This window comes from Streptomyces sp. NPDC055966 (genome assembly GCF_042269865.1).
Lineage (GTDB): Bacteria > Actinomycetota > Actinomycetes > Streptomycetales > Streptomycetaceae > Streptomyces.
Map to the genome: position 1 here is coordinate 273,548 of NZ_JBHJYK010000003.1, position 13,573 is coordinate 287,120.

Annotated in this window: 13 protein-coding genes; 11 read left to right on the top strand and 2 right to left on the bottom strand. The window is 70.1% G+C overall.

From position 1 onward, the window contains the following. The first annotated feature begins 169 nt into the window (after positions 1-169). Entirely contained in the window at positions 170-1,072 is a 903-nt protein-coding gene (locus ACFC8N_RS08130; protein ID WP_356019845.1) for an aldo/keto reductase, read from the top strand. Positions 1,073-1,286: 214 nt separating this feature from the next. Here the strand turns inward: ACFC8N_RS08130 and ACFC8N_RS08135 are convergent, their stop codons facing one another. Further along, entirely contained in the window at positions 1,287-1,754 is a 468-nt protein-coding gene (locus ACFC8N_RS08135; protein WP_376287422.1) for a hypothetical protein, read from the bottom strand. 69 nt (positions 1,755-1,823) lie between these two features. Next, positions 1,824-2,165 (bottom strand): helix-turn-helix transcriptional regulator, encoded by a 342-nt coding sequence (locus tag ACFC8N_RS08140; protein WP_356019849.1) that lies wholly within the window; start codon positions 2,163-2,165, stop codon positions 1,824-1,826. 518 nt (positions 2,166-2,683) lie between these two features. Between ACFC8N_RS08140 and ACFC8N_RS08145 the strand changes: the two genes are divergently transcribed. The 10 genes from ACFC8N_RS08145 to ACFC8N_RS08190 all read left to right on the top strand — a co-directional run bounded on the left by ACFC8N_RS08145 (position 2,684) and on the right by ACFC8N_RS08190 (position 13,551). Further along, positions 2,684-3,184 carry a hypothetical protein gene (locus tag ACFC8N_RS08145; protein WP_376287424.1) on the top strand — a complete coding sequence of 167 codons (501 nt, stop codon included), beginning with the start codon at positions 2,684-2,686 and terminating at the stop codon, positions 3,182-3,184. Positions 3,185-3,372: 188 nt separating this feature from the next. Continuing rightward, positions 3,373-4,233: a hypothetical protein gene (locus ACFC8N_RS08150; RefSeq protein WP_376287426.1), complete on the top strand. Its 861-nt coding sequence runs from the start codon at positions 3,373-3,375 to the stop codon at positions 4,231-4,233. 417 nt (positions 4,234-4,650) lie between these two features. Next, positions 4,651-5,607, top strand: a complete 957-nt coding sequence (locus ACFC8N_RS08155) for a hypothetical protein (protein ID WP_356019855.1) — start codon at positions 4,651-4,653, stop codon at positions 5,605-5,607. Beyond that, positions 5,600-7,162 (top strand): hypothetical protein, encoded by a 1,563-nt coding sequence (locus ACFC8N_RS08160; protein WP_376287427.1) that lies wholly within the window; start codon positions 5,600-5,602, stop codon positions 7,160-7,162. The genes ACFC8N_RS08155 and ACFC8N_RS08160 overlap by 8 nt, the downstream gene beginning before the upstream one ends. Positions 7,163-7,408: 246 nt before the next feature. Further along, on the top strand, positions 7,409-8,629 hold the full coding sequence (locus ACFC8N_RS08165) for a cytochrome P450 (protein WP_376287429.1): 1,221 nt from the start codon (positions 7,409-7,411) through the stop codon (positions 8,627-8,629). Positions 8,630-8,631: 2 nt separating this feature from the next. After that, entirely contained in the window at positions 8,632-9,309 is a 678-nt protein-coding gene (locus ACFC8N_RS08170; protein WP_376287431.1) for a TetR/AcrR family transcriptional regulator, read from the top strand. Next, complete coding sequence (locus ACFC8N_RS08175) at positions 9,306-9,506, top strand: ferredoxin (RefSeq protein WP_356019864.1); 201 nt, start codon at positions 9,306-9,308, stop codon at positions 9,504-9,506. Before ACFC8N_RS08170 ends, ACFC8N_RS08175 begins: the two co-directional genes overlap by 4 nt. Next, positions 9,503-10,696 (top strand): NAD(P)/FAD-dependent oxidoreductase, encoded by a 1,194-nt coding sequence (locus ACFC8N_RS08180; protein ID WP_376287433.1) that lies wholly within the window; start codon positions 9,503-9,505, stop codon positions 10,694-10,696. The genes ACFC8N_RS08175 and ACFC8N_RS08180 overlap by 4 nt, the downstream gene beginning before the upstream one ends. Before the next feature lie 23 nt (positions 10,697-10,719). Further along, complete coding sequence (locus tag ACFC8N_RS08185) at positions 10,720-11,994, top strand: cytochrome P450 (protein WP_376287435.1); 1,275 nt, start codon at positions 10,720-10,722, stop codon at positions 11,992-11,994. Between the two features lie 108 nt (positions 11,995-12,102). Next, entirely contained in the window at positions 12,103-13,551 is a 1,449-nt protein-coding gene (locus ACFC8N_RS08190; protein ID WP_376287437.1) for an MFS transporter, read from the top strand. The last annotated feature ends 22 nt before the right edge of the window (positions 13,552-13,573 follow it).

Below are 13,573 nucleotides of genomic sequence, written 5' to 3' on the forward strand. Positions count from 1 at the left end.
CTCACCCCTGCCCGACGCGCCCCGGTCATGCCGGTGGGCGTCGATCAGAGCCTGCTGATCCCCCGTGCCAGATGGCAGGCAGTGCTGTGCCGGGGAGCGCTGTTCAGGGGTGCAACACAGCCCCCCAACCCGCTGGCACGCAGGTCACAGGGCCCACAGACTGGAATGCATGACTGATCCGCAGCAGAACGGCACATTTACCCTGAACAACGGCGTCACGATTCCGGCGCTCGGCCTCGGCGTCTTCCAGAGCCCCGCAGAGGAAACCGCCGCGGCGGTGGAGACGGCCCTACGCACCGGCTACCGGCACATCGACACCGCGGCCGCCTATTTCAACGAGCGAGAGGTCGGCGAAGGACTGCGCCGCTCCGGCGTAGACCGCGCCGAAGTGTTCATCGAAACGAAGATCTGGGTCACGGACTACGGCTACGACGAGACGCTGCACGCGTTCGAGAAGAGCACCGGCAAGCTCGGCGTGGACCAGCTCGACCTCCTGCTCCTGCACCAGCCGGTGCCCGAGCGGTTCGACACGACCGTGGCCGCCTACCAGGCACTGGAGAAGCTGTACGAGGAGGGCAAGGTCCGTACGATCGGCGTCAGCAACTTCATGCCCCATCACCTGGCCGAACTGGTGGAGCGCACCAGCATCGTCCCGGCCGTGAACCAGGTCGAGTTGCACCCCTACTTCACCCAGCCCGACGTCCAGAAGGCCAACGCCGAACACGGCGTGCACACCCAGGCGTGGTCCCCGATCGGCGGCATCACCTTCTACTGGGACAAGAACGGCACCGGGCGCAGCACGCTCCAGGACCCAGCCGTCCAGGCCATCGCGCAGGCCCACGGGAAGACCCCGGCGCAGGTGCTGCTGCGCTGGCACCTCCAGCAAGGCCGTAACGCGATCCCCAAGTCGACCAACCCCTCCCGGATCGCCGAGAACTTCGACGTGTTCGACTTCGCGCTGAGCGTTGAGGAACTCACTGTGCTCGACGCGCTCGACGCCGGCGTCCGCGGCGGCCCCGACCCCAACGTCACGAGCCCCGAACGGTTCAAGGTCGTCATCCCCGAGGCCTGAGAACGAGAGGCGGTCGTGCTTGGTGTCCATATCCCATGCGCGCGAGCACCTGTGACGCCTTCTCCAACTGCGGTACCGCTGAGTGCCGTTCCTTGTCCGCGGCCCGCTTCGCCGTGCTGATCAGCCGTGACGCCATGGGCACCTGGAGCAGGCCCAAGGCCTCGTCGATCACCTTCGCCTCCAGGTACCACATCACCTTGACGCAGGGCGGGGCTCATTCCAGTGTGATCCAACCGTCGGGAATCCATCCCTCCACGTACCCCTCCAGGAAGGCGTCGAGGTCCCCGATCGCCAGGCCCGCGACCTGAGCGGCGACCTCACTGTACGGAAGCCACAGCAGTTGCCCTCGGTCCCAGGGGGGATGCAGGTCAACGGGAGCGGGGGCATGTGCGGTGAACAGACGGCGTTGCGCCCGCTGTTGCTCCGCGCTGCCGCCCCCGGCAGCCGAGATCCGGCCGGTGACCTTTCCGAAGCGGAGCACACCGGCAGGAGCCATCGCCCTGGCGAGGCGTAATGCGGCACGCCGGTACGGTTCCCCAGTTCGGCGCCGAATGGCGGGCAGTTCCGGCGGCCGCGCCTCGGCCGATGCCTCGGGGCGGATCAGCGCGATGCGGTGCGCAGGGTCGAAGCAGGCCAGCAGAACGTCACCGTCACAGAACCCGAGCGGTGCATACATACACATGCGGTGAGCGTAAGGGTGAACCGCAGCTCCGCGCGCGTCCACGCAGGCGAGCGGGGGGCCAGACCACCCTTATGGCGACACGGGGCCTTCGGCCGACGGGGCGGAACGAGGCAGTGCCGCAAGACCGGGCCAGATCTGGAAGCCGAAGGCGGACTCCAGGCGGGCGAGGGTGCCGAGGTCGGGCAGCACCCTGCCATTGACGACCCGACTGATGGTGGAGTGGGTGACCCCTGTGGCATCGGCCAGCGTTCGGAGGCTGTACCCCGTGGAGGCGAGGGCGCGTTCGATGTTGCAGGCGAGGGCTTGACCGTAGTGCGCGCTGACCGGAGCCTCGGGTTCGAGAGCCGCGTGCGGCCAGGTACCTGAGGCGACATAGTCGCGCGGCACCTTGTCGTTACTGCTCCGGGGCATGCCCGGATCATCCCACGCGCCTGGGTGCTGCCGGTCCTTGCCGCCGGACGCCGGGGCGCCCCCTCTACTCAGTCGGTGCATACATACACCACTTACACCATGCGAGGCGGGTTGGCACTCACCCTCACGGTCACATCACCTGCATGGCACCCCCGACACGGCCGTCGGCACTGCAGAGTTCCCGCGTGAGGCCAGTGCGCAAGAGGCCGGTCCCACTCCTCTCTCCACACGCCAGGGTCTTTCACTCCCGTGCGCCCCCTCCCGTTCTGCACACGGGGTGCTGACGCTGGGTAACTGAGGCCTCGGAAAGAAAGTGCAGGCCAAGGAGCGTGGGATGTTCGGGGGTATCACTGAATGCCAATGACTGAGACCCCCCTTTCGGATTCAGTTCGAATTCACCTCTCCCCTTCTCCTGTAGCGGCGCCGGGGGTATTTCAGGAGAAGCCCTACCGGGCTGAGGTGTCGCCGGATACTCTCATTCCGGATTCCGGATCCGGGAATTGAGGGGAGGTTCTTTCGTGAAGACGCATGGACCGCGGGCCGTCCTGGCCGCGCTGAGGTCACTGGCGGCCGAGGACAAGGAGCGCCTCACGACGGCAAAGGACCGCCTCGCTCGGGCCCAGGAGGAGCTGACAGCGGCCCAGAACATGTTCGACTCGGCGAGCACAAGGGCAGAGGTCTCCCAACGGGTAGCCGACGGCGCCGAGGAACTGCTGCCCGATGACGCACGGCCGCCCGATGACGTGCCGGAACCTCCTTTCGCCCCACAGGCTGGGCCGCGTACGGCCCCGGGCCGAACGGGGCGGACACTCGCCCAGGAGATCATTGCCTTCCTGCGGGATCAGGAACGAGGCATGTACAGGCGGGAGATCTCGGCGCATCTGGCGGCCGTGCGCCCGGACATCAGGCTCAGTGGCCTGGGTCCGGAACTCACCGAACTGGTCCGGGCCGGGGCGCTGACCAGGGTCGAACGCGGCGTGTACGGAGTGCCGCGAAGCGCCGGGGACGGTGATAGCTAGCGGACGCGATATCCAACGCAGCATGTGAAAGGTACACACGCGCAAGTGCCGCCGAACTAGGCCTCGGCGGCACTGGGACGCGCTGTCTTTCTGGGCTCACGCATCGCCTTCATCTTATGCGCCTTTCGGCGCGCGCGCGAGAGCCTGGAGGAAATTCGGCCCGCACCGGGTCGGGAAATGGGCTCACCGTGTCTTTCGTTTCTCATCAGAATTCCAGTGCCTCCTGGCACGCGGGCAGAGGGGCGCCCGGCGAGCAGGCCGGGCAGCCGGACTCGGGCGCCACGTCACCGCCGCGCCGTACGTTGCCCAGTAACCGCTCCAGCCCTGCCCAGCAGATCAAAATCGTTCTCGGGCTCGCCTCCCTGACCCAGGGCCTCGCCGACGCGGTGAAGCGCAGCCGGCTGGCGCAGCAAGTCAGCCTCAGCCCGGCCACCGTCGGGGACTGCATGGCCTTCCTGTCGGACGTCGGGCTGGCTCGGGCCGAGCGGGGCTGGTACTCGCTCACCGACCAGGGGAGGACCTTCGCGCACCTGTGGACCAGGGACTCCGCCCGGGCACGGCTGCTGCTACGCCCGCTGCTCCAGGAGCACTGGTCATTCGAGGCGGCTACCCGGCATCTGGCGAACGGGCCTCTGCCGCAGGAGAAACTGGCGGAGCGGCTGCGTGCAGGCCTGCCAGGAGTGCCTGTGCGCGGCATGTACCTGGTGGAGTGGCTCGTGATCGGCCTGGTCCTGATCCGCGACGAGCAGCTACGTATGCACCTTGCACCCGCCGACGCTGTACCGCCCACTGCCGGACCAGGCGCCTGGCCAGGCGCGGACGCGGGGGCGGAGCCGAAGGCTGAGCAACCAGGGGGTCCGAAGCCGGACGAACTTGGCGAACGGGACCAGGAACGGGAGCCGGGTCCGGATCTGGCCGAAGGCGCCGCGGGCACCACCCTGCTCGGGCTGACCCGCCAGGAAATCCAGGCGCTGCCCGATGTCCGGTACGCCGCCTTCCTCGAAGGAGTTCTGCTCAGCCTGCGCGGCGCCCTCGCACCTCCCGCCTGACGCCCGGCACTCGGCACAAGTGGTGCGCCGCCCCGGCATCAGCAAGGACGACGCACCCAGGGGTGGCGGCTTGGTGTCCGCGTATGGCTTCTGGACCCGCACGCGGAGGGTTCGATCCCCTCGCCATCCACCCCTCGCCAGCCAGCATGGCATCCAGCACCCGAAGGGGACCAGCACCCATGCTCAACACCGTTCCACAACCAGCGCACTGAGCGAACGTCAGGGCGCCCACCGAACGGGCGAGCCTTTCACCACCTGGGCGCCCTCACGTTGCGGGCACACGCAAACCTCCACACCGTGGTGCATGTTCGCACCGCTTGTGTGGAGGTGGAAGCATGCCCGGCACTCCGAACCCGCCTGCCGTCCTATCGCGATCTGGGCCCCGCCCGCTGGCAACGGCGACGACGGGCACCGAGCATGGCCGGTGAGATCACCCTCACGGCCACCGTCAGCCAGATCCTGACGGCCTGGCAGGCTCTGGTCGATCACGGTGAGATGTCCGAGCAGACCCTGAGCCGGTTCAGCCAACTCCTACGCCGTTTCGAAGCGTTCGCCGCCGTGCGTGGCGCCTCGGCGCTCGCCGACCTGGATGAACCGCTGGCCGCGCAGTTCGTGGACGCGCACGGCCGCACCCGTCACGGACACATCGCGCCAGCCTCTCTGTCCACGAGGCACCTGCGGCGCAGCGTGCTGCGGATGTGCTTCACCACCGCCCGCCGGCTCGGCCTGAGCGACACCGACCCCACGCGGGACATCGACCTGCCGGCCCGCACCGCCGGGGAGACCCGGCCGCTGGACGAGGCGGAGACGGTGGAACTGCGCATGGCGGCGGAGTTCACCGATCGCCCCACCCGCCATGCCGCCGCGGCTGCCCTCGCGCTGGCGGGTGGATTCAGCGGCGAGATCGGCCACATCGCACCTGCCGACCTCGACCTTGCGGCGGCACGGGTGTGGATGCACGGCTCGGCCAAGACCCGGCCCCGCTGGTGCCCGCTGGACGCCTGGGGCATCCAGGTCCTCGCCGCCCGCTCCCACCACGTCCAGAACACAGCACCGCCCAACCAGGACGTCCACCGTCAGCGGCTGGTCGTGTCGTCCCGCAACGGCACAGACGAGCAGATCCAGGCCCGGGTCTGCGTCGCCCTGCGCGACCTGATCAAGCGCATCGGGCTGGGCACCGACCCGGCCGTCCGACCCGCCTCCATCACGGCGTACGCGGGCTGGGAGACCTTCACCCGCACCCGCCGCATCGAAGCCGCGGCCCGCCACCTCGGCATGGCCTCACTCGACAGCACCGCAGCCCTCATCGGCCACGACTGGCAGCACACCACCGAACCGGACACTGCACCGAACGGAGACAGCCCCCATGCCTGACGACCTCTTCGGCGACCGCGTACCGCGCACACAGCGCAAGAAGACCGCCCGCCGAGCCTGCGAGTCCGACCTTCGCACCGCCTCCCGCCGCGTCAAGGACGTAGCCCGCTTCGAGGACCTCTACCGCCTCGCCGCCGTTCTCGAACAGGCCCCCGGACCGCGCCGGGGCCGACCGCCCGAGTACCCGCCCTACATCTACGTCCTCTTCCTCGCACTGCGCGGCATCCACGGATCCGCCCGCTACTGCGCCGGCGATCTGCAGGACGCCACGGCGTGGAAGAAGATCCGCAAGGGTGTCGCCCATCACCTGGGCAAGGACGAAGCCCGGCGCCTACCGAGGACCGGACCCTCTCGCCACCAGTGGCAGCACGCCCAGCGCAAGCTGCTCGTCCCCCGCCTGGAAGAACTCAACGCCTCCTTCACCGATCTCGCCCTGACCCAGGCCCTGCGACAGGGCCTGCTGCCCGGCGACGCACGCCGATGCTGGAGCAGTCCTCAGCGCCACCAGCTCATCGCCGGCGACGGCACCGTGGCCAAATCCCCCACCCTCTCCACTCAGCCCTACAGCGTTGACACCACCACTGGAGAGATCCGCCGCCACCGCGTCGATCCCGCCTCCTCCTGGCAGAAGGAAGGCGGCGCCGACCGCACCGACGACACGGTCGGCCAGACACAGGCGCAGGATGGCTCCGACCAAAAGATGGACGGGAGCAAGAGTGACGAAGCGATGGTCCTGGGCACCAAGTTCGTCGTCTTCTCTACCCGCCACCGCGGCTACTTCCGCCGCGTCTTCCTCAACTACGCCCACGTCCCCCACAACCAGGAAGGCGGCGAGGCCGCCGTCGCCCTCGAACTGGCCTGCGGCATCCTGGACTCCGTCGACGGCTGCATGGGCGTCCTCTACGACGGCGCCTTCCGCGGCATGCACCGCGACGTCATCGCCCGCCGGGGCCGCCTTCTGATCAACAAGCAGCACAAAGGCACCAAACCGCGCTACATCCGCACCCTCAGCTACGGCCGCTGCCGCCACGAACTGTGGTCCCAAGGCGGCCGCGTCCACGAACGCGCCTACCTCGACAACGGCACCAGCACCCTCGTCCCCCTGCCCGTCCGCAAACTAGAACGCCGCGCCAGCTCCCACAGCCACCGCTGGTACCACCTGCTCACCATCCCCTGCCCCCGCGGCCCCCACGAACACCGCGAACCCGTCGGTGTCACCACCGCCCCCGGAGAACGCGACGAGGGCCAGAGCGACACCGAGACCGGATTCCACCGCGCCGAGCACCTCCTGCAGATCCCCGACAACACCGCCGTCCACCAACAGCTCTACGGCGGCCGCGAAGACACCGAAGCCGGCTTCTCCCAGTTCGATCGCTCCCTGTGGAACCGCCGCATGATCGCCTTCGGCGCCGAAGCCCAGAGCCTCGTCGTCCTCGGCTTCCTCCTCGCCCAGAACGCCACCAGCGCCGCCCGCTACCAAGAGGACCCCACCTACGCCGACGCCGGCACAGAGACCATCGACCGCAGCGACGGCGGCACACTCCGCAGATCATGAACCGGGCTGAGGCATCAGCCTCAGCCCACCAACCCCACCCCGATCCTTGAGCCACGCGGCTCACCTCCATGGAGATGAGCCCAACCGCAGTGCCCAGAGGCGCATCGACCCCTGCGGCGTATTCCGGGGCTCTCACATGTCACCCTCGGACAATTCACGCCACAGTTTAAGTCAGTCGCTTGACTTAACTAATCGTCGCGGGGTTGGCTGAGCGGCAACAGCCCGAAACGGACCCGAGGAGTGCTCATGGCTGAGCTCCAGCCCGATGACGCGCTGAACTACCCGCTGCCGACCGCCGGCCCGCTGGTGCCTCCTGCCGAGTGGCCGGAGCTGCGGCAGAAGTGCCCTGTCGCGCGCATTGTGCTGCCCAGTGGCGACCGGGCGAGGCTGCTCACCCGCTACGAGGACGTCAAGGTCGCGCTCTCCGACCCGCGCCTGAGCCGGGAGGGCCTGACCCGGCCCGACGCGGCCCGGATCAGCGCCAGCGAGGCGGGCGACATCTTCGACAGCCCGATGGCGCGGGCGCTCAACGATTTCGGCCAGGAGCGCTGGCGCCGGATGGTCGGCAAGTGGTTCACCGCCAAGCGCATGCAGGCGCTGGTGCCGAAGATCGAGGCGATGGCTGACCGGCTCATCGACGGGATGCCGGAGCAGGGGCAGCCCGCGGACTTCGTGCAGGCGCTGGCGTTCCCGCTGCCGGTGTACGTCATCTGCGACATGCTCGGCGTCGCGGAGAGCGACCGGGACGACTTCAAGCGCTGGTCGGACACCTTCCTCAGCCTCTCCAAGTACACCGCCGAGGAGATGCAGGCGGCGCACCGAGACTTCGGCGAGTACATGGCCGCCCTGATCGAGGAGAAGCGGCGCGACCCCCAGGACGACCTGATCAGCCAGCTGATCGTCGCCACCGACGCCGAGGGCCGGCCGATGACCGACCTCGCCCTGGCCGCGACCGGCCAGGGGCTGCTGCTGGCCGGACACGAGACCACCGCCGGCTTCATCACCACCATGGCGGCCGTGCTGCTCGCCGACCGCAGTCGCTGGGAGCGGCTGCTGCTGGACCGCTCGCTGATCCGCTCCGCGGTGGAGGAGGTGCTCCGTTTCGAGCCCTACACCGGCTTCGGCATGCTCCGCTACGTCCACGAGGACACCGAGGTGCCCAGCGGCGCCGTGCTGGCCGGCGGCACCACCGTGGTGTGCAGCATGGCCGCAGCCAACCGCGACGCCGACGCCTTCGCGAACGGCGAGGACATGGAGCTGGGCCGCACCCCCAACGCCCACCTCGCCTTCGGCGCCGGGCCGCACTCCTGCCTCGGCCAGCCGCTGGCCCGCACCGAGATGCAGACCGTGCTCGGCGTGCTGCTGCGCCGCCTGCCCACCCTCGACCTCGCCGTCGACCCGGCGGATCTGAACCGCGTCGAGGGCCTCATCACCACACCGCTACGCGAGCTCCCGGTCAGGTGGTGAACATGGTCGGCGCAAGCGTGCGGACCGAGCGGGCCGTGGAGACCCGTGAGGCGATCATGTCAGCCGCGGAGCGGCTCTTCGCCGAGCACGGGCTGGCCGCGGTGTCGAGCCGTCAGATCAGCGAGGCGGCCGGGCAGGGCAACAACGCCGCGGTGGGCTACCACTTCGGCAGCAAGGCCGGCCTGATCGAGGCGATGACCAGCAGGGGCGCCGGGCCCGTCGAGCAGATCCGGGAGCGGCTGCTCGCCGAGATCGACGGCAGTGACGACATCCGGGACTGGGTCGGCTGCCTGGTGCGCCCGGTCACCGAGTACCTCGACTCGCTCGGCACGCCCTCGTGGCACGCACGCTTCGCCGCCCAGGTGATGACAGACCCCGTGCTGCGGGCGGCGGTCAGTGAGGCGGCCATCGACCGCCCGCCGCTGCGCAGGACGCTGCACGAACTCGGCCGCCGTCTGCCGGGGCTGCCGAGGCTCGTGCGCCACGAACGCGGCGAGATGGCACGGCTGCTGATCGTGCACACCTGCGCCGAACGGGAGCGTGCCCTCGCCGAGGGCACGGGCGCGCTCCAGCCCTCGTGGCGGCATACCGCGATGTCGCTGACCGATGCGATCACCGGCCTGCTGCTCGCCCCCGTCACGCCCCGACCCCACACCCCCACCAAGGAGAACCCGTCATGAAGGTCACCATCGACGAAGTGAAGTGCTGCGGCGCCGGTCAGTGCGTGCTGATCGCGCCGGAGGTGTTCGACCAGCGCGACGAGGACGGCATCGTCATCCTGCTGGACGCCGAGCCGGCCGCCGAGCAGCACGGCGCCGTGCGCGAGGCCGCGAGCGTCTGCCCGGCCGCCGCGATCTACCTCAGCGAGGAGTCGTGAGCATCCCCGAGAGCGTGCTGGTCGTCGGCGCGTCCGCGGCCGGGCTGGCCACCGCGGAGTCCCTGCGGCGCAAGGGCTACCGGGGCGCGCTGACCCTCCTGGGCGCCGAGCGGCACTTGCCCTACGACCGGCCGCCGCTGTCCAAGCAGGTGCTCTCCGGGGCCTGGGACCCCGAGCAGACGCAGTTGCGGGGGCGGGAGGTGCTGGACGCGCTGGACGCCGAGTTCGTGCTCGGCGATCCCGCGGTGGCGCTGGATGCCGCGGCCCGCACCGTCAGCACCGCCTCCGGGTGGACGCGGCGCGCCGACGCGGTCGTACTGGCCACCGGCATCCGCCCGCGCCCCTTCCCGGGCAGCGAGGGCCTGCGGGGCGTCCATCTGCTGCGCACCCTGGAGGATGCGGCGGCGCTGCGCGGTGAGCTGCTGGCCGCGGCGAGTGCGGTGGTGGTCGGCGACGGCGTGCTCGGCGCCGAGATCGCAGCCACCGCGCGCGGCCTGGGCGCGACGGTCACCCTGGTCGGCCCCCAGGCGGCCCCGATGGCAGGTCAGTTGGGCCCGCGGGTGGGTGAGCTGCTCGGCCGGGTGCACGTCGAGCACGGCGTCCGGCTGCTGCTCGGCACGGCCGTCGACGGGCTGGCGGAGGATCGGGGCCGGGTCAGCGGGGTTCGGTTGGCGAGCGGCGAAGTGCTGCCCGCGGACGTGGTCGTGGTCGCGATCGGGTCCGTCCCGGTGACCGACTGGCTGGAGGGCAGCGGCCTGTTGCTGGACAACGGCGTGGTCTGCGACTCCCGCTGTCGGGCCTCCGCGGAGGGGGTCTACGCGGTGGGCGACGTAGCCCGCTGGCACCACGAGGGCCACGGCGACATGCTGCGGCTGGAGAACCGGACCAACGCCACCGAGCAGGCCGGCGTCGTCGCCGGCAACATCCTCGGCGAGGACCGCGCCTACACCCCCATCCCGTACTTCTGGACCGACCAGTTCAACGTCAAGATCCAGGTCTACGGGATGCTCTGCGCCGATGCCGACGTGGAGATCGTCGAAGGCAGCGAGGACGACCGCCGCTTCGTTGCCCTCTACCGCAAAAACGGCCTTCCGACCGGCGTCCTCGGCTGGAACATGCCCAAGCAGACCCGCCTGCACCGGCAGGCCCTCGTCGATGCTGCCGGCCCCTCCCTCGCGCTGCAGCGCTGAGCATCCGTCACAAGGATCGAATCATGACTACGTCACACGAGACCTGCCCGGTCTCAGCCGGCATCCCCGACTTCCCCGAGCCGCGCGTCGCCGGCTGCCCGTTCGACCCGTCCCCGGCAACGCTGGCGCTGGCCGCCTTCGGCCCGGTGTTCCAGGTCCGGAACTGGGACGGCAAGACCCCGTGGGTGGTGACCAGCCACGCCGAGCAGAAGGCGCTGCTCGCCGACAACCGGCTGAGCGTGGACTTCGCCGCGCCCAACTTCCCCAGCCCGATCGCCCACCACGGCGGCGAGGGCGAGGGCGGGGCCTACGCCGAGGGCGGCGGGGACAGCCACGGCGCCACCGACATGAGCTTCGTCGGGATGGACGACCCGGAGCACGCCCGGCTGCGCCGGATGGTCAGCGGCACGTTCACCATCAAGCGGGTCGAGGCCATGCGCCCGGCCGTGCAGCAGATGGTGGACGGCTTCATCGACCGCCTGCTGGAGGGGCCCAGGCCCGTCGACCTGGTCCAGGCGTTCTCTCTGCCGATCCCGTCGCTGGTGATCTCCGAGATGCTCGGGGTGCCCTACGAGGACCACGAGTTCTTCCAGACCAACAGCAAGACCATCGTCTCCACCACTGCGACCCAGGCCGAACGGCACACCGCGCACACCAACCTGGCCCAGTACCTGGACAAGCTGGTCGGCGAGAAACTCGCCAACCCCGGCGACGACCTGCTCTCCCGGCTCGCCGAGCAGGTCAGGGCCGGTGAGCTGACCCGCCGTGAGGTCGCCACCATGGGCGTCCTGCTGCTGCTCGGCGGGCACGAGACCACCGCCAACATGATCACCCTCGGCACCCTGCTGCTGCTCCAGCACCCGGAACAGGCCGCCGCCATCCGCGAGACCGAGGACCCCCAGGTCGTCGTCCGGGCGGTCGAGGAACTGCTGCGCTTCCTCACCATCGCCCACCTCGGGCGCCGCCGCACGGCGCTGGAGGACATCGAGATCGCCGGGCAGACCATCCGCAAGGGCGACGGCGTGATCATGCTGGGCGAGCTCGCCAACCGCGACCCGTCCGTCTTCCCCGACCCGGGCCGGCTGGACATCACCCGCGACGCCCGCCAGCACCAGGCGTTCGGCGGGGGCACCCACCACTGCATCGGGCAGCCGCTGGCCCGGATGGAGCTGCAGGTGATCTACCCGGCGCTGCTGCGCCGCATCCCCACCCTGCGGCTGGCGACCGGGCTGGACGAGGTCCCCTTCAAGTACGACGCCGTGATCTACGGCGCCCACCAGCTCCACGTCACCTGGTGACCGGGGCGTTCCGAAAGTTCTGAGGGTTCCGAGAGCTGCTGGGCGGTCAGGACGGGGGCCCTGACCGCCCGCCCACGCCCGGCCGCCCTGCCTTCACAGGAGTTTTGCATGTCTTCTTCACGCTCCGGCCCGGCGGTCCGCCCGGCCGCGATCATCGCAGTACTGGCCACCGCCGGCATCGTCGCCTCGCTGATGCAGACCCTCGTGGTCCCCCTCATCGGCGAACTGCCCACGCTGCTCCACACCACGGCCTCCAACGCCTCCTGGGCGGTGACCGCGACCCTCCTCGCAGGCGCCGTGACCACCCCGGCCACCGGCCGGCTCGGCGACCTCTACGGCAAGCGCCGCATGCTGCTCGCCTGCATCGTGCCGCTCACCCTCGGCTCCGTGCTGTGCGCGCTCGCCACCTCGGTCGGCATGATGATCGTCGGCCGCGGTCTGCAGGGCATGGGCATGGGCGTGATCGCCCTGGGCATCAGCGCACTGCGCGACGTGATGCCGCCCGAGAAGCTGGGCTCCTCCGTCGCACTGATCAGCTCCTCACTCGGCATCGGCGGCGCCCTCGGCCTGCCGATCGCCGCCGCCATCGCCGAACACGCCAGCTGGCGCGTGCTCTTCTGGATCTCCGCCGCGCTCAGCGCCCTGGTAGGCGTGCTGATCTGGCTCTTCATCCCCGCCGTCCCCACCCGCGCGCAGGGCCGCTTCGACTACGTGGGCGCACTCGGCCTGGGCACCGGCCTGATCTGCCTGCTGGTCGGCGTCTCCAAGGGCGCCGACTGGGGCTGGGCGAGCGGCACCACGCTCGGCCTCATGATCGCCGCGCCCGTCGTCTTCCTCGCCTGGGGCTGGTGGGAACTGCGCAACCCCGCCCCGCTGGTCGACCTGCGCGTCACCGCCCGCCCGCAGGTCCTGATGACCAACGCGGCGTCCGTCGTCGTCGGACTGGCGATGTACTCCTCGTCGCTGATCATCCCTCAGCTGCTGCAGCTGCCCAAGGCCACCGGCTACGGCCTCGGCCAGTCGATGCAGGCCACCGGCCTGTGGATGGCCCCGGCCGGCCTGATGATGATGCTGGTCTCCCCGCTGGGCGCCAAGCTGTCGGCCGCCACCAGCCCGAAGATCACACTCTCGCTGGGCGGCGCGGTCATCGCGACCGGCTACGCCTCGTTCCTCGCCCTCTCCGGCTCGACCGGCGGCCTGCTGGTCGTCACCGTCATCATCAACAGCGGTGTCGCGCTGGCCTACGGCGCCATGCCCGCCCTCATCATGAGCGGTGTCCCGCAGTCCGAGACCGCGTCGGCCAACAGCTTCAACACCCTGATGCGCTCGGTGGGCACCTCCGTCTCCGCCGCCGTTGTCGGCGTCGTCCTCGCCCACATGACCGTCAACCTGGGCGGCCACGCCATCGCCTCCAAGGACGGCTTCCGCACCGGCATGCTCATCGGCTGCGGCGCCGCCCTCGCCGCGGCCGCCGTCGCGCTGACCATCCCGCTGCGCAACGCCGCTCCCGCGCGGCAGGACGAGGACACACAGGCCGCGCTCGTGAAGAACGCATAACGGTGCGGCGATGACAGCGGGC